Source organism: Wenzhouxiangella sp. XN79A (assembly GCF_012272825.1).
Lineage (GTDB): Bacteria > Pseudomonadota > Gammaproteobacteria > Xanthomonadales > Wenzhouxiangellaceae.
In genome coordinates, this window is sequence record NZ_JAAWWS010000164.1 from 1 (window position 1) to 16424 (window position 16424).

Annotated in this window: 12 protein-coding genes; 8 read left to right on the forward strand and 4 right to left on the reverse strand. The window is 65.2% G+C overall.

The features are described from left to right. Positions 1 to 275 (reverse strand): hypothetical protein (locus HFP89_RS15865; RefSeq protein ID WP_206212387.1); only part of this gene is annotated, 275 nt, incomplete at its 3' end. Between the two features lie 86 nt (positions 276 to 361). Next, a complete protein-coding gene (locus HFP89_RS14040; RefSeq protein ID WP_168718302.1) occupies positions 362 to 1579 on the reverse strand; it encodes an NAD(P)/FAD-dependent oxidoreductase in 1218 nt (405 codons plus the stop codon). Positions 1580 to 1719: 140 nt separating this feature from the next. Here HFP89_RS14040 and dnaX point away from each other — a divergent pair, with 140 nt between their 5' ends. From dnaX to pheA, 5 genes are all read left to right on the forward strand, one after another. Beyond that, complete coding sequence (dnaX, locus tag HFP89_RS14045; protein WP_168718303.1) at positions 1720 to 3435, forward strand: DNA polymerase III subunit gamma/tau; 1716 nt, start codon at positions 1720 to 1722, stop codon at positions 3433 to 3435. A gap of 51 nt (positions 3436 to 3486) precedes the next feature. After that, on the forward strand, positions 3487 to 3804 hold the full coding sequence (locus HFP89_RS14050; RefSeq protein WP_168718304.1) for a YbaB/EbfC family nucleoid-associated protein: 318 nt from the start codon (positions 3487 to 3489) through the stop codon (positions 3802 to 3804). A 28-nt stretch (positions 3805 to 3832) separates the two neighbouring features. Then, positions 3833 to 4435, forward strand: coding sequence for a recombination mediator RecR (gene recR / locus HFP89_RS14055; protein WP_346775255.1), 603 nt, complete (start codon positions 3833 to 3835; stop codon positions 4433 to 4435). Between the two features lie 300 nt (positions 4436 to 4735). Continuing rightward, positions 4736 to 5803 carry a 3-phosphoserine/phosphohydroxythreonine transaminase gene (gene serC, locus HFP89_RS14060; RefSeq protein ID WP_168718306.1) on the forward strand — a complete coding sequence of 356 codons (1068 nt, stop codon included), beginning with the start codon at positions 4736 to 4738 and terminating at the stop codon, positions 5801 to 5803. Further along, positions 5796 to 6932 (forward strand): prephenate dehydratase, encoded by a 1137-nt coding sequence (pheA, locus tag HFP89_RS14065; protein ID WP_168718307.1) that lies wholly within the window; start codon positions 5796 to 5798, stop codon positions 6930 to 6932. The genes serC and pheA overlap by 8 nt, the downstream gene beginning before the upstream one ends. A gap of 1808 nt (positions 6933 to 8740) precedes the next feature. Here pheA and HFP89_RS14070 read toward each other — a convergent pair. Continuing rightward, positions 8741 to 9253 carry a tRNA (cytidine(34)-2'-O)-methyltransferase gene (locus HFP89_RS14070; protein WP_206212388.1) on the reverse strand — a complete coding sequence of 171 codons (513 nt, stop codon included), beginning with the start codon at positions 9251 to 9253 and terminating at the stop codon, positions 8741 to 8743. Between the two features lie 209 nt (positions 9254 to 9462). Here HFP89_RS14070 and HFP89_RS14075 point away from each other — a divergent pair, with 209 nt between their 5' ends. From HFP89_RS14075 to HFP89_RS14085, 3 genes are all read left to right on the forward strand, one after another. After that, positions 9463 to 11607 (forward strand): adenosylcobalamin-dependent ribonucleoside-diphosphate reductase, encoded by a 2145-nt coding sequence (locus HFP89_RS14075; protein WP_168718309.1) that lies wholly within the window; start codon positions 9463 to 9465, stop codon positions 11605 to 11607. Positions 11608 to 12491: 884 nt separating this feature from the next. After that, a complete protein-coding gene (locus HFP89_RS14080; protein WP_346775256.1) occupies positions 12492 to 13331 on the forward strand; it encodes an NrdJb in 840 nt (279 codons plus the stop codon). Positions 13332 to 13700: 369 nt separating this feature from the next. Next, the gene (locus tag HFP89_RS14085) at positions 13701 to 14870 is read left to right on the forward strand and encodes a hypothetical protein (RefSeq protein WP_168718310.1); all 1170 of its coding nucleotides are present in this window, start codon (positions 13701 to 13703) and stop codon (positions 14868 to 14870) included. 451 nt (positions 14871 to 15321) lie between these two features. On the opposite strand, the gene HFP89_RS14090 is transcribed toward HFP89_RS14085, so the two are convergent. Next, positions 15322 to 16329 (reverse strand): IS110 family transposase, encoded by a 1008-nt coding sequence (locus tag HFP89_RS14090; RefSeq protein WP_168716753.1) that lies wholly within the window; start codon positions 16327 to 16329, stop codon positions 15322 to 15324. Positions 16330 to 16424 lie beyond the last annotated feature (95 nt).

The window sequence follows — 16424 nt, forward strand, 5'->3', positions numbered from 1 at the left end:
CTTCGCCCGCAAGCGGCCTCCAACAGACCTTCGATCTGACGCCGGCGCTGATCCGTCTGTTGGAGGGGCGCTTGCGCGCGAACCGATCCGGCCACCCTTCGCCCGCAAGCGGCCTCCAACAGGAAGAACCCGCGACCGACCTTGATCCGTCTGTTGGAGGGAGCTTGCTCGCGAACCGGTTCGGCCACCCTGCGCTCGAAACAGGCCATCGCGCGGGCAAGTGCAGCGCGCCCGGAGGGCGAGCCAGGCGGTTTCGACGAACGCGTCGCGATCATCGGGCAGTTCCGGAAGACGACGAAAATCCACTGCCCATTCAATTCGCGCTCCTCTGCGGGTCTCATCGCTTCCGGATCACCGCCCGTCAGACAACCTCGCCCGCCGCATGCCCCGAGGCCCAGGCCCACTGGAAGTTGTGGCCGCCGAGGTGGCCGGTGACGTCGACCACTTCGCCGATGAAGTACAGGCCGGGAAAATCGCGGCACTCCATCGTCTTCGACGACAGTGCGTCGGTGTCGACGCCGCCGAGGGTGACTTCGGCCGTTCGATACCCTTCGGTCCCGCTGGGCCAGACGGTCCAGCGCTGGATGCGGTCGACGACTTCGTCGATGGCCGCGTCGGACAGGTCGGCCAGCGGCCGGTCGGCGAGCCACAGTTCGCACCAGCGCTCGGCGACGCGCCGGGTCAGGCGGTCGCCGAGCCAGGTCTTCAGCGCTTTCTTCGGCTGGTCGCGGCGCGCGATCCCGAGTTCTTCGGCCAGGTCGATCCCGGGCGCGAGATCCAGCGTCATCGGCTGGCCGACGTTCCAGTACGACGAGGCCTGCAGCACGGCCGGGCCGCTGAGGCCCTTGTGGGTGAACAGCATCGCTTCCCGGAACGCGCCGTCGCCGGCCGAGACCTGGCTGTCCAGCGCCACGCCGGCAAGATCGGCGATCTGTTCGAGCTTGCGGCCCTCGAAGGTCACCGGCACCAGGGCCGCGCGGGTCGGGTGCACGTTCAGGCCCAGCGAACGGGCAAGGTCGAAGCCGAAACCGGTCGCGCCCATCCGCGGAATCGAATAGCCGCCGGTGGCGATGACCAGCGATTCGCAGGTCGCCTCGCCGTCCGGAAGCCGGACGCGGTGCGGGCGGCCTTCGTCACGATCGCCGACCTCGACGATCTCGACCGGACAGTGCGTGCGCACAGCGACGCCGACCGCCTCGCACTCGTCGAGCAGCATCCGCACGATGTCCTTCGACGACCGGTCGCAGAACAGCTGGCCCAGCGTTTTCTCGTGCCACGGGATGTTGTGCTTGTCGACCAGCGCGATGAAGTCCCATTGGCTGTAGCGGGCCAGGGCGGACTTGACGAAGTGCGGATTGGCCGACAGGAAATTGTCCGGTCCGCAGTGCAGGTTGGTGAAGTTGCAGCGCCCGCCGCCGGACATCAGGATCTTCTTGCCGACCTTGTTGGCGTGGTCGGCGACCAGCACCCGGCGGCCGCGCTGCCCGGCGGTGATCCCGCACATCAGCCCGGCCGCGCCGGCGCCGATGACGATCACGTCCCAGGGCAGGGGGGTGGCGGGTCGGGCGGGCGGGGTCATCTGCGGAGTGTAGTGTGCCGAGCCCGCCGCGTGGCCGGCCGGTGGCCGCGTGTCGTCTCCGGCGCTTGGTGTAGACTTCAGCGACGGGGCCCGGCCCGCCCGCATTCGGGCCGCCTAATCCAGATTCTCCGGAAAATGTCTTGAGTTATCAGGTTATTGCACGAAAATGGCGCCCGCGCAGCTTCGCCGACCTGGTCGGTCAGCAGCACGTGGTCCAGGCGCTGTCGAACGGCCTCAACGAAGGCCGGCTGCACCACGCCTTCCTGTTCACCGGCACGCGCGGGGTCGGCAAGACCACCATCGCGCGGATCCTCGCCAAGTCGCTGAACTGCGAGACCGGCGTCACGGCCGAGCCCTGCGGCGAGTGCGCGCACTGCGTGGCGATCGACGAGGGCCGGTTCGTCGACCTGATGGAGATCGACGCGGCCTCGCGGACCAAGGTCGACGACACCCGCGAGATTCTCGACAACGTCCAGTACGCGCCGGCCCGCGGCCGCTTCAAGGTGTACCTGATCGACGAGGTGCACATGCTGTCCACGCACAGCTTCAACGCGCTGCTCAAGACGCTGGAAGAGCCGCCCGAGCACGTCAAGTTCGTGCTGGCGACCACCGACCCGCAGAAGATCCCGGTCACCATCCTGTCGCGCTGCATGCAGTTCAATCTGCGCCGGCTGGGCGTCGACGAGATCGGCGGGCAGATCCGCAGGATCCTCGATGCCGAGCAGCTGACCTACGACGATCCCGCGGTGGCCCTGCTGGCGCGCGCCGCCGACGGCTCGATGCGCGACGGCCTGAGCCTGCTCGACCAGGCGCTGGCCGCCGGCTCCGGCGCGCTGGTGACCCAGCCGGTCGAGGACATGCTCGGCACCGTCGAGCAACGCCACCTGGCCGACATCATCGAAGGCCTGATCGAGAACGATGCCGGACGGGCGCTGGCCGCCGTCGACGAGGTGTTCAGCCTGGCCCGCGATCTGGGCCGGCTGCTCGGCGACCTGGCCGAGACGCTGCACCGGATCTCGCTGATCCAGCACGTACCCGATTACCGCGACGACAGCCGTTCGGACTGGGAGCCGCTGGTCGACTGGGCGGCACGGTTGAACGCCGAGGACGTCCAGCTGTACTACCAGATCGCGGTGACCGGCAAACGCGACCTGGGCCTGGCGCCGTCGATGCGCACCGGCTGCGAGATGACGCTGCTGAGGATGTTCGCCTTCACGCCGGCCGACCAGGGCCAGGCCCGCCCGGCCGCGGGCTCGGACCGGCCGGCAGCTGCCGCCGGTTCGGGAACTACCGCGGCATCGGCGTCGTCCTCGCCCGCCGTGCACGACCGGCCGCCGACGAGGCCGGCACCACCGTCGAAGGCGGCATCCGCCGAGTCGGCGCCCGAGCCGGCAGCACCGCCGTCGACGCCGGAGCCCTCGGTGGTCGATGCACCGGCGGCCGTCGCCGCGCCGAAGCTGGCCCCGGAAACCTGGGCGCAGGTGCTCGAGGGGCTGGACGTCAACGGCTCGGTCCGGGCCGTGGCCGGCCTGCTGGCGCTGAAGGCCGTCGACGACGACCGACTTGAATTCCGCGTCTCGCGCGACGATCTTCCCCTCATATCGGACCGGTTCAAGGCCAGCCTGACCGACGCGCTGGCCCGGCAGACCGGCGGCGAGCGCCGGATCGACGTCAAGCCGGTCGACGACGACGAACTGATCACCCCGGCCAAGCTGGCCGAGGACGACCAGGCCCAGCGCCAGGCCGACGCCGAGGCGGCCGTGGCCACCGACCCGGTGGTGCGGACGCTCAAGGACACCTTCGATGCCGAAGTCGTGCCCGGCAGCGTTCGTCCCGGCGAGCCGACCCGTCATTAGAACTCGAATCCCACGTCCGGGCCGCGCGCCCGGATCTACCCGGAGCCCCGTATGAAAGGCAACATCGCGCAGTTGATGCAGCAAGCGCAGAAGATGCAGGAAACCATGAAGAAGGCCCAGGCCGAGCTGGCCGAGCTGGAAGTCACCGGTGAGTCCGGCGGCGGCATGGTCAAGGTGGTCATGACCGGCCGCCATGAAGTGCGCAAGGTCGCGATCGACCCGACCGCCGGCGACGACCTCGAAATGCTCGAGGACCTGGTCGCCGCGGCCATGAACGATGCGGTCAACCGCGTGGCCGAGGCCAACAAGGAAAAGATGGCCTCGATGGCCGGCGGCCTGCCGCTGCCGCCGGGCTTCACGCTGCCTTGAGCGCAACCCGCGCCGCGCGCCAACGGCCGTGAACGATCCGCTGCTCGACGAACTGCTGCAGGCGCTGCGCTGCCTGCCCGGCGTCGGTTCGCGCACGGCCCAGCGCATGGCCCTGCACCTGCTCGAACGCGACCGCCCCGGCGGCCGCGAACTGGCCGAGGTGCTCGGCCGGGCCATGACCGAGATCCGCCGCTGCAGCCGCTGCCGCAACTTCACCTCCGCCGAGCTGTGCGGCATCTGCCGCAGCGACAAGCGTTCGCGCGCCGTGCTCTGCGTGGTCGAAACCCCCGGTGACGTGCTGGCCATCGAACAGGCCACCGGCTTCGACGGCCAGTACTTCGTGCTGCTCGGCCGACTGTCGCCGCTCGACGGCATCGGCCCCGAGGACATCGGCCTCGACCAGCTCGAACAGCGCCTGGCCGAGGAGCCGATCGAGGAAATCATCGTGGCCACCAACTCCACGGTCGAAGGCGAGGCCACCGCCCACTACATCGGCGGCCTGGCCGCCAGGCGCGGCATTGCCATGACCCGACTGGCACAGGGCGTGCCGCTGGGCGGCGAACTCGAACACACCGACTCCTCCACCCTGGCCCACGCCTTCGCCTCCCGCCTGCCGGTCCGCGGCGACTGACTGCCCGGGTTCGGGCCGTGGTGGTTCCGGCCTTCGGATGATTGACGCAAAGAGGAGAAGGGGCCAAGAGCGCGAAGCGAATTCCGGAAGGAATGCAGTCGGTGACTTGCCGACTGCGTTTGTTGCCGCATCTCCGGTCAGCGAGTTCGTTTCCGACGCTTATCCGCCCCAGCTTGCTTTGCGGCCTTCACCCCTTCTCCTCTTCGCGCTCATCGTCCAGAAGAATCGGGCGAACAGTTCGCTATGCCGCGCGTCGCTGCTTCATACTGGCCCCAGTCCCGACGACTGACGTAGTCGACCATGACGATTCACAATTTCAGTGCCGGGCCGTCGGCGTTGCCGCGACCGGTACGGGAGAACCTCGCGGAGACCTTCGCGCTGGATGACGAGTTCACGCCGTCGGTGGTCGAGATCTCGCACCGCGGCAAGGGCTTCATGGCCATCGCCGAGCGGCTTCAGGCGGGGCTGCGGCGGCTGATGGGGGTCGGCGACGCGCACGAAGTGCTGCTGCTGCAGGGCGGGGCGCACCTGCAGTTCGCGATGCTGCCGATGAACTTCGCCCGCGGGCGGACCGCGGCGTTCTCGATCACCGGCCACTGGGGCGAGAAGGCGTTCGCCGAGAGCGCGCGGATCGTCGAATCGCGCCTGGTGGCCAGCGGGGTCGACGAGGGGTATCAGGACCTGCCGGAGTTGGGCCACCTGCCGGCCGATGCCGCCTACCTGCACTATACCGGCAACGAGACCATCCACGGCGTGCAGTACGCCGAGCCGCCGGCCGCCGCGGTGCCGCTGGCCGCCGATCTTTCCAGCGAGTTCCTGTCGCGCCCGTACCCGTATGCCGACCTCGGCATGATGTACGCCGGGGCGCAGAAGAACCTGGGCGTCGCCGGGCTCACGGTGGTGCTGGTCCGGCGCGACCTGCTCGAGCGCATTCCCGATGACCTGCCGACGTTCCTGGACTACCGCACCTGGGCGAACTCCGACTCGATGAAGAACACGCCGTGCACCTTCGCCTGGTACGTGGCGCTGGAAGTCGTCGACTGGATCGAGTCGCTCGGCGGGCTGGAGGCCGTGGGCAAGCGCAACCGCGACAAGGCCGACCGGCTGTACGGCGCGATCGACGCCTCGGAGTTCTACGCCAACCGTGTCCATCCCGATGCACGCTCGATCATGAACGTGCCGTTCGTACTGGCCGATGATTCGCTGACGATGCGTTTCGTCGAGCAGGCCGAGGCCGAGGGGATGCCCGGGTTGAAGGGCCACCGCGCGGTTGGCGGCCTGCGGGCCAGCCTCTACAATGCGATCGAACCGGACGCGGTGACCGCGCTGGTCGACTTCATGAGGGAGTTCGAACGCCGCCATGGCTGAGCCCGATCCCGGCCGACTGGCCGAAATCCGCAAACGCATCGACGAGCTGGATGCGAAGATCCAGGCCGCGATCGCCGAGCGTGCCGGCCTGGCGCTCGAGGTTCGCGCCAGCAAGGGCGAGCTGGGCGGCGGTGCCGACTACTACCGCCCGGATCGCGAGGCCCAGGTGCTGCGCCAGGTCATCGAGCGCAACGACGGCCCGCTGTCGGACTCGGTCATGCTGCGCCTGTTCCGGGAGATCATGTCGGCCTGTCTCGCGCAACAGGAGCCGTTGAAGATCGCCTACCTCGGCCCGGAAGGCACCTTCACCCAGCAGGCCGTCTACCGCCAGTTCGGCCACTCGGTGCAGGCGATCGCGGCCGAGAGCATCGAGGACGTGTTCCTGCAGGTCCAGTCCGGCGAGGCCGATTTCGGCGTGGTGCCGGTCGAAAACTCCACCCAGGGCATGGTCAGCCATACGCTGGACATGTTCCTGAACGTCGAGGTCAGGATCTGCGCCGAGGTCGAACTGCGGATTCATCAGCACCTGTTGACCCAGTCGCGTTCGCTGGGCGGCATCGAGACCGTCTACGCCCATGCCCAGTCGCTGGCCCAGTGCAAGCACTGGCTGAAGGCGCATCTACCCGAGGCGGAACTGATCGCGGTCTCGAGCAACGCCGAGGCCGCCCGGCGCGTCCGCACCCGGCCGGAGGCCGCGGCCATCGCCGGGCGCCACGCCGCCGAGGTCTACGGCCTGCCCGTGCTGTTCGGCAACATCGAGGACCACGTCGACAACACCACGCGCTTCCTGGTGCTGGGCCGCGACCTGCTCGAACCGTCCGGCGACGACAAGACCACGCTGATGGTCGCCGGCCGCGACGGCCCCGGCGCGCTGTTGTCGCTGCTCGAGCCGCTGGCCCGCTTCGGGGTCAACATGAACCGCATCGAGTCGCGGCCGTCAAGACAGGGGCGCTGGGACTACGTGTTCTTCATCGACGTCGACGGCCACGTCACCGACGAGCGCCTGTCCGGCGTGCTGAACGAACTGGAAGGGGAGGCGCGCATGGTCAAGATCCTCGGCTCCTACCCCCGCGCCGTCCTCGGCCGCCAACCCGAAGCCGCCCGCGAAGAAGACACCGGCCCCGCCTGACACCGCCCCTCCACGAACCGTCGCTCCGGGGCGCTGAGTGAGTTTCTACGTCGTTCCGGCGTGCCGAAGGCGAACCCGGAACCTCCCGATGCCGGCGCTCGGGTTCGGCGGGCGATTGCCTTCCACTCTTCTCCGTCGTTCCGGGGCGCCGAAGGCGAACCCGGAACCTCCCGATGCCGGCGCTCGGGTTCGACGGGCGATTGCGTTCCATTCTTCTCCGTCGTTCCGGGGCGCCGAAGGCGAACCCGGAACCTCCCGATGTCGGCGCTGGGGTTCGGTGGGCGATTGCGTTCCATTCTTCTCCGTCGTTCCGGTGCGCCGAAGGCGAACCCGGAACCTCCCGATGCCGGCGCTCGGGTTCGACGGGCGATTGTGTTCCATTCTTCTCCGTCGTTCCGGGGCGCCGAAGGCGAACCCGGAACCTCCCGATGTCGGCGCCCGGGTTCGGTGGGCGATTGCGTTCCATTCTTCTCCGTCGTTCCGGGGCGCCGAAGGCGAACCCGGAACCTCCCGATGCCGGCGCTCGGGTTCGACGGGCGATTGTGTTCCATTCTTCTCCGTCGTTCCGGGGCGCCGAAGGCGAACCCGGAACCTCCCGATGCCGGCGCCCGGGTTCGACGGGCGATTGCGTCACGAGGTCCCCGGTTCCGGCTGCGCCGGCCCCGGGACGACGAGGTGTAGAGGGTGCAGGGCGCCGAGCAGGCGAACCCGGAACCTCCCGATGCCGGCGCTCGGGTTCGGTGGGCGATTGCGTCACGAGGTCCCGGGTTCCGGCTGCGCCGGCCCCGGGACGACGAGGTGTGGAGGGTGCAGAGAAAACGACTCCGTCGTTCCGGGGCGCCGAGCAGGCGAACCCGGAACCTCCCGATGCCGGCGCTCGGGTTCGACGGGCGATTGCGTTCCACTCTTCTCCGTCGTTCCGGGGCGCCGAAGGCGAACCCGGAACCTCCCGATGCTGGCGTCCGGGTTCGACGGGCGATTGCGTCACGAGGTCCCGGGTTCCGGCTGCGCCGGCCCCGGGACGACGAGAGAGAGAATGGGCCGGCCTCGGGACGACGAGGTGTAGGGCAGAACGGCCCCGGGACGACGAGGTGTGGAGGGTGCAGAGAAAACGACTCGGTCGTTCCGGGGCGCCGAAGGCGAACCCGGAACCTCCCGATGCCGGCGCTCGGGTTCGGCGGGCGATTGCGTTCCATTCTTCTCCGTCGTTCCGGGGCGCCGAAGGCGAACCCGGAACCTCCCGATGCCGGCGCCCGGGTTCGACGGGCGATTGCGTCACGAGGTCCCCGGTTCCGGCTGCGCCGGCCCCGGGACGACGAGGTGTAGAGGGTGCAGGGCGCCGAGCAGGCGAACCCGGAACCTCCCGATGCCGGCGGCCGGGTTCGACGGGCGATTGCGTTCCATTCTTCTCCGTCGTTCCGGGGCGCCGAAGGCGAACCCGGAACCTCCCGATGTCGGCGCCCGGGTTCGGCGGGCGATTGCGTCACGAGGTCCCGGGTTCCGGCTGCGCCGGCCCCGGGACGACGAGGTTTAGAGGGTGCAGGGCGCCGAGCAGGCGAACCCGGAACCTCCCGATGTCGGCGCCCGGGTTCGGCGGGCGATTGGGTCACGAGGTCCCGGGTTCCGGCTGCGCCGGCCCCGGGACGACGAGAGAGAGAATGGGCCGGCCCCGGGACGACGAGAGAGAGAATGGGCCGGCCTCGGGACGACGACAGAGCGAATGGGCCGGTCCCGGGACGACGAGAAGGAAAATGCGCCGACCCTCAAGGCGACGAAGCGTCGTGGGCGGTGGGGCGGTCGGTTCTGCGTCACGCCGCCCCGCCGAACTCCTGCTGCCGCCAGGCCTCGTAGACCACCACCGCAACGGCATTCGACAGGTTCAGGCTCCTCGACCCGGCCCGCTGCGGAATCGCCACGCGGCATTCGGGCGGGAACTGGGCCAGCACCTCGTCCGGCAATCCGCGCGTCTCGGACCCGAACACCAGCACGTCGTCGGCGCGCCAGGCGACCCGGTCGTGGCGAACCGCGCCGCCGGTCTCGACGGCCAGCCAGCGCCGGTCCGTGCCCAGGGACGTCCGGCAGGTGGCGAAGTCGGCGTGGACGGTCAGCGACTCGCGGGCCACGTGATCCAAACCGGCGCGGCGCATCCGCCGGTCATCCAGCGCGAAGCCCAGCGGCCGGACCAGGTGCAGCCGGGCGCCGGTGTTGGCGCACAGGCGCAGGATATTCCCGGTGTTGGGCGGGATTTCCGGCTGGTACAACACCACATCGGGCGGGCTGCCGGCGGCGGGGGCGGGGCGTGAGGCCCGTGTGTCGGTCATCGGCGGCTCCGGGGCATCGGCCATGAAAATCGGGGGACGAATGTTCTTGAAACTGTGACCCAAACCACGTATCGTCTTCCACTCAAACACAACATCTTGTGTGCAAAAATTGCTCACACCACAAGAATTTGTGGATAAAAACAGCGAAAAGCTGTGGATAAGTTCTGGGTAGAAGCCCGGGGAACGAACAATTCCAAGAGGTTGCAGGCATGAGTGTATCGGCAGAAGCACTGAGCGCAGCGCTCCCCGAAATCGAATTTCAGGAAGCGTCGCTGGACATCTGGGACAAGAAATACCGTCTCAAGTCCAAGTCGGGGGAGATCATCGACGAGACCATCGACGACACCTACAAGCGCGTGGCCCGGGCGCTGGCCGACGCGGAGAAGGGGACCGACGCGAAGGACTACTGGTATCGCGAATTCCTGTGGGCGCTGCGCCGCGGGGTGATCCCGGCCGGGCGCATCACCTCCAACGCCGGGGCGCAGGCCTACAAGCCGGCGACCTCGACGATCAACTGCACCGTCTCGGGCACCATCGGCGACTCGATGAACGACATCCTCGGCAAGGTCCACGAGGCCGGGCTGACGCTGAAGGCCGGCTGCGGCATCGGCTACGAGTTCTCGACGCTGCGTCCGAAGGGTGCCTACGTGTCCGGCGCCGGGGCCTACACCTCGGGCCCGATGTCGTTCATGGACATCTACGACAAGATGTGCTTCACCGTGAGCTCGGCCGGCGGCCGCCGCGGCGCGCAGATGGCCACCTTCGACGTCTCGCACCCCGACGTCATGGACTTCATCCGCGCCAAGCGCGAGAACGGCGTGCTGCGCCAGTTCAACTGCTCGCTGCTGATCACCGACGACTTCATCCGCGCCGTGCAGGACGAGGCCGACTGGCCGCTGGTCTTCCCGGTGCTGGAAACCGAGGCTCACGAGCTGGACCTGACCGACCCCGAGCAGGTTCTCTGGCGCGACTGGCCGATCCAGTCCGGCTACGTGACCAACGACGAAGGCCTGGTCGCCTGCAGGATCTACAAGACCGTTCCGGCCAAGCGGCTTTGGAACATGATCATGTCGTCGACCTACGACTTCGCCGAGCCGGGCTTCATCCTAGTCGACCGGATCAACGAGCAGAACAACAACTGGTTCGTCGAGAACATCCGCGCGACCAACCCCTGCGGCGAACAGCCGCTGCCGCCCTACGGCGCCTGCCTGCTGGGCTCGGTCAACCTGACCCGCTTCGTCGACAAGCCGTTCACCGACGAGGCCACCTTCAACTGGGACGAGTACCGAAAGGCGGTCAAGATCTTCACCCGCATGCTCGACAACGTGGTCGAGGTCAATGGCCTGCCGCTGGGCCAGCAGCGCCGCGAGATCGAATACAAGCGCCGCCACGGCATGGGTTTCCTGGGCCTGGGCTCCACGCTGACCATGCTGCAGAAGAAGTACGGCGAGGCCGATTCGCTGGAGTTCACGGAGAAGGTCAGCCGCGAGATGGCCGTGGCCGGCTGGGAAGCCGGGCTGGAACTGGCCCAGGAAAAGGGTCCGGCGCCGATCATGCTCGACGAGTTCGAAGTCACCGGCGAGATGCTGCGCAAGCGCCCGGAGATGGTGAAGGACGGCTACAAGGTCGGCGACAAGGTGCCCGGCAGGGTGCTGCACGCCCGCTACAGCCGCTACATGCAGAAGGTCGCCGAAGTCGCGCCCGAGCTGGTCGACAAGCTGGCCGAGACCGGCGCGCGGTTCACCCACCACACCTCGATCGCGCCGACCGGCACGATCTCGCTGTCGCTGGCCAACAACGCCTCCAACGGCATCGAGCCGAGCTTCGCGCACCACTACAACCGCAACGTGATCCGCGAGGGCAAGAAGAGCAAGGAGAAGGTCTCGGTCTACTCCTACGAGCTGCTGGCCTATCGCACGCTGGTCAACCCGAAGGCCATGCCGTTCTCCGAAGACCCCGAAGAGCAGCTGCCGGACTACTTCCTGACCGCCGAGACGATCACGCCGAAGGAGCACGTCTCGATCCAGGCCGCGGCCCAGAAGTGGGTGGATTCCAGCATCTCCAAGACCGCCAACGTGCCGACCGACTACCCGTACGAGGACTTCAAGGACATCTACCTGTTCGCCTGGGAGCAGGGCCTGAAGGGCTGCACCACCTTCCGCTTCAACCCGGAAGCCTTCCAGGGCGTACTGGTCACCGACAAGGACCTGGAGAACACCACCTACGTGTTCGAACTGGACGACGGCGAGACCATCGAACTGAAGGGCGGCGAAGAGGTCGAGTACGACGGCGAGACGCATACGGCGGCCAACCTCTTCGACGCCCTGAAAGAAGGCTACTACGGCAAATTCTGATGCTGGCTTCGCAGGGAATCCGCATGCTGCGTTTCGACCTTCTCCCGCCTCCTCACGCACACACGAGTGCGCTCCGGGGTCGGAAGAAGGTCGAAGCCTTGCCTGCGAATCCCCTGCTGTGCCAGCGCGTGGCGTCGTCAGGCGCCCGCATGCGGCGTTTTGCTGCGCCACCGGCATCCTCACGCACTTCAGTGCGCTCCGGTGTCCGGTGACTTGCAAAGCCTTGCCTGCGAACACCTGACTGTGCCACGACGCTAAAACTGGGAGTCGAAGTGCGGAACCCGGAACCCGGAACCCGGAACCCGGAACCCGGAACCCGGAACCCGGAACCCGGAACCCGGAACCCGGAACCCGGAACCCGGAACCCGTCTCCTGAAAACTGAAAACTGAAAACTGAAAACTGAAAACTGAAAACTGAAAACTGACGACTGAAAACTGAAAACTGGTCCCCACGACCAACCGATGCCCGTCACCGGGCAGGAGCGTGAGTTGAGCGATCAGGTGAAGCCCCGGACAAGGCGCATGACGCGCAGCCGGGCAGACAAGTGCAAGGGCTGGAACCCGGTGAGCCGGAACCTGGGCCAGGTGCGGATCATCGAAGTCGATCCCAGGCTGAAACCGGAAGACCAGACCCGGCATTAGGTTTCCGTCGTTCCGGACGGAGCGCGAAGCGCGGAGATCCGGAACCTCGTGGCGAAACGCCGACTTCCAACGAAGCCGGCACCGTCCGTGGCCCGGGCAAGCGCAGCGCACCCGGGGCCTTCGAGGACCGACGCCGGCCGAAGAGGAAATCGCAACACCCGGAACCGCACAGGTCCCGAGGGCAGTAGAGCCGCCGCCGCTGTTCATCGCGAACGCCGCCGGCACGAATCGACAATCAACCGGTGCGCCAAGGCACCGAACCAGCAGAAACGGGCGCAGACCCGGGGTGGAGAAAGGAAATGACCGTGAAGATCAGCAAAAAGATCGTGGGCTACCAGGTCAAGGACAAGAAGAAGGCCGACGCCGAAGCCAAGGCGGCCGCCGATGCGCCGGCCAGGTCGGATGCCAAGGAACAGGGCGGTCGCGATGGTCGCGGCAAGTCCGCCGACATCATCCGCATGCACGAAAAGCTGCAGCGCCCCGAAGGCATGGAGTGCCTGGAAGGCGCGACCTACAAGATCCGCACGCCGCTGGACGACCACGCGCTGTACGTGACCATCAACGACATCGTGCTCAACGCCGGCACCGAACACGAACAGCGCCGGCCGTTCGAGATCTTCATCAACTCCAAGAACATGGACCACTTCCAGTGGATCGTGGCCCTGACCCGCGTCATGTCCGCCGTGTTCCGGAAGGGCGGGGACGTCACCTTCCTGTCCGAAGAGCTCCAGGCCGTGTTCGACCCCAAGGGCGGCTACTTCAAGCCCGGCGGCCGCTTCGTGCCCTCCATCGTCGCCGACATCGGTGCCGTCGTCGAAACCCACTTGAAACGCATCGGCCTGCTCGAGCCGGACGAACTGTCCGAACAGCAGCAGCTGATGCTGAAGGAAAAGCGCGCCGAAATCGAAGCCCGCGAACAGGCCGCGAATGCTGAAAAAAAAACCCTGACGACCCCGGCAACGGCTGACGCCGGCGACTACCCGGCTTCAGCGACGCTTTGCCACAAGTGCAGTACGAAGGCGATGGTGTTGTTGGATGGGTGTCAGACGTGTCTGGCCTGCGGCTATTCCAAGTGCGGGTAGCGGCTTCGCCAGAAACTCGTATGCGGCGTTTCGCGGCACGCCGAGCATCCTCACGCACCTGATGTGCGCTCCGGGGTCTCGACGCTTGCGAAGCCTTGCCTACGAGCCTCTGGCTGTGCCGCTGGGATCTAGATCCGCTTCGCCAGAGCGCCGCATGCTGCATTTCGAGCTCTCCCGCGAATCCATACGCACTTTTAGTGCGCTGCGGGGTCATTGGAAAGGCCGAAGCTTTGGCTACGACGTTATTGTTTCGGAGGGCAGGCGAGTCCGAATAGGGCCTTGTTTGCCGATGAGTGGCAGCATCCCGACTCTCGTCAAATGGGCCCAGTTCGCTCTTTGCAGTCACCGGTTAACAATTGAGTCCGTAAAGTGAGCGAACATCCTGATTCAAGTTCGTTGGTTTTCTCGCTAAGTTTTTTTTCGGGAGCAATCAAATCAAGAAGCGAGCTCACTTCCTCTTTCCTGCGTGAATCGGAAATCACAAAGTCCGCGCTTCTTTACGCGGACAACGTGTCAATTCGAAGCATGGTCATGGAGACCATGGCCTCGGTTACCGAAATTCAAGATTTCGCTTGCTCCGTCAGTTCATGCCCAAGGCCGGCACTACTCGCAATTCCTCGGATCGCGCCCATGCTCATGGAGGAGCAACGCGTCATCACGGTCGCTAAAAAATGCAGAATTCTTCTCAAGAAAAAGCGGCTATCAAGGGCTGAAAGAGATGAGCTAAAGCGGATCTGCGAATCCCTGATGCTTGGATTCTCAAAACTTGATGACGTAATAAGCTTTGACGAAGTTAATGCGATTAGAGACTGTCCGCACGTACAGTTGAGGCGGCCGAAGAAAGTAATGTCGACCTATGATGAGTTTGCTACCTCATTTATTTGGGATGTTCTTGAGTCTGCGCTTGATCCGTCCAAGTTTCCTTATCTGGACCCATGGCTTGGGGAGATCTTAGCTCCAGCGATTGGGGGCTCTGGAAATCTTACTCGGCAGCAGTCTTCTCGAAACAAGCATGCTGGAACTGCAACGTCCGTCTTGCTGGATTTGCCGGTCATAAGAAGGTGCTCGCTGTTTGAAGTTCTTGAAATTCGTCAAGAGCTCCACGATCACCTAGTTGTATTCCGGAAGGCAATTCATGAGCTATCGAAAAAAGTAAAAAGTCATTCGTGGGAGCGAGATTTCCGATGTGAGGTAAACGACTTGATTGAGTTCGAAATCAAGCCTTCCGTGAAGACAATAGAGCGTGAGCTTTCTGAGTCGACATATTTTCGGCAACTTTACAAGAGACTCATAGATAGTCCTCCTGCTATTACTAAAACTGGGTATTTTGCTGCTGCCACTAACGAATTACTGGGCCGAATGTCGATTGCGCTAGGGCAATCAACTGAGGCTGCGATCTCAAGCGCTTTATTGGCTGCAATTTCTGTTGGAACATCAGCTGTTGTGGCAGCTAATGATCTATTGCTTTCCAAACGTGAGATCTCCAGAGACAAGTTCTACTTCCTATACGCTGCAGCGCAGAAAAGAATTGATGATTGAAGAGCGCCAGAATCCAATTCACGAAATTTTGGGTCACCCATTAGCCCCAGCCCTGTCAATAGGCAGTGGTCGCCTGTGGCGATTTTTCCGCCCGTTCCGGTTTCATCTGACCGGTTTCCAACAGCCGCGCGCCCTGCTTTTCAGTGGTTCGGATGCGCTTTGAGAAACGCGCTCCAGTCACCCATCGAGATCAAGGCCGGATCGGTTGTCGTGACAACGGTTTTGATCGGCCCCTGGCATCTGTGATGCCCCAGAAACAGCTCGGTACCGGCAGTCCGTCCATTTGGGTCCAGTTCAGAATCTGTGGCTGACTTTCGTCGCCAACCCGTGACTGGCTCGAACGCCGGGCGCGTTGTTGAAAATCGGTCATTTCCTTGGGTCGATCATGGCGCGGTCCAATCAGGGTCTATGGCTTGAACCAACCCCTCGGTCGGGCTCCGCGCCATGATCGTTAACCAAACAATCGGGCTGCGTCGAACGGAACCCGGTCGCGCTGGACAAAGTAGGCCGCCCGCGCCAGCTTGTGCGCGACTGCCCGGATCGCCACCATTCGGTTGCGCCGGGCTGCCTTGCGGTCGAAGAACCGCCGCGCCCGGTCGTTATAGCGCACCGCGAAGTGGGCGGCCTCGGAGAACGCCCAGGCCAGATAGCGGTTGCCGCACTTCTTGTTGCCTGCGCCTTTCTTGCGCTCGTTGCTCTCGCGCCGGCTTTCGACGACCCGGCAGTACGAGCTGTAGTTGCCCACTGACTTGAATCGCTCGATTTCACCGGTCTCCAGCGCAATCGTCGGCGCCAGCACATCGCCGACGCCGCACAGCGTCTTGAGTTGTTGGTAGCGTTGCGTGGGCTGGATCGCGCCCAGCACTTGCGTCTGGATGCCGGCAATCACCGTGTCCAGCGTCTCGATCACCGCCAAGTTGGCCGCAATTGATGTGCGCACTGCCGGCCGGAACCGTTCGTCAGCATCCAGAACGCCGCGTACCTTTGACGTCGGAACCCGGTGTCCCAACTCCCGAGCCAGAATGTTCTGGACCGAAGTCAAGTTGCGGGCGCGCTCACGCACCAGGCCGAGCCGCTTGCGCAACAGGTCCCGAACCTCGCGGATCTCCCGTGGGCAGATATAACCGGTCGGTAGAATGCCGAGTCGCATCAGGTGTGCCAGCCAGAATGCGTCATGCTGATCGTCGGAGTACTTCAAGCCCGAGTACTGCTCGACCTTTGCCGTGTTCACCAGTTGCGTTGAGTATCCATGGTCGCTCAATCCGTCGACCAGCCAGTACCAGTTGTAGGTCGACTCCACCGCTACCGCCAGCAGATCCGCCTTGAAAGGCGCAAGCGCGTTCAATGTCGCATCGAGATCGTTCGGCACGCGACGCTCCAGCAGTCGTCTGTCGCGATCGTCGATCACTACAACCATCTGATTGTTTGAATGCAAGTCAATCCCGCAGTACAGTGTCATGGCCAGCCTCCTCGTGCTTGGTCAGCCTCGCCACTGTAGCGGAGTCCGCTACGGTGGCAAGGAGGCTGGCGCTAGAGGAGTATCAGGTCTTGTTT

Excerpts from the sequence above, each read along its gene's own strand:
- HFP89_RS14040 (WP_168718302.1), bottom strand. The coding sequence starts at position 1,579 with ATGACCCCGCCCGCCCGACCCGCCACCCCCCTGCCCTGGGACGTGATC.
- HFP89_RS14050 (WP_168718304.1), top strand. The coding sequence starts at position 3,487 with ATGAAAGGCAACATCGCGCAGTTGATGCAGCAAGCGCAGAAGATGCAG.
- serC (WP_168718306.1), top strand. The coding sequence starts at position 4,736 with ATGACGATTCACAATTTCAGTGCCGGGCCGTCGGCGTTGCCGCGACCG.
- pheA (WP_168718307.1), top strand. The coding sequence starts at position 5,796 with ATGGCTGAGCCCGATCCCGGCCGACTGGCCGAAATCCGCAAACGCATC.
- HFP89_RS14070 (WP_206212388.1), bottom strand. The coding sequence starts at position 9,253 with ATGACCGACACACGGGCCTCACGCCCCGCCCCCGCCGCCGGCAGCCCG.
- HFP89_RS14075 (WP_168718309.1), top strand. The coding sequence starts at position 9,463 with ATGAGTGTATCGGCAGAAGCACTGAGCGCAGCGCTCCCCGAAATCGAA.
- HFP89_RS14090 (WP_168716753.1), bottom strand. The coding sequence starts at position 16,329 with ATGACACTGTACTGCGGGATTGACTTGCATTCAAACAATCAGATGGTT.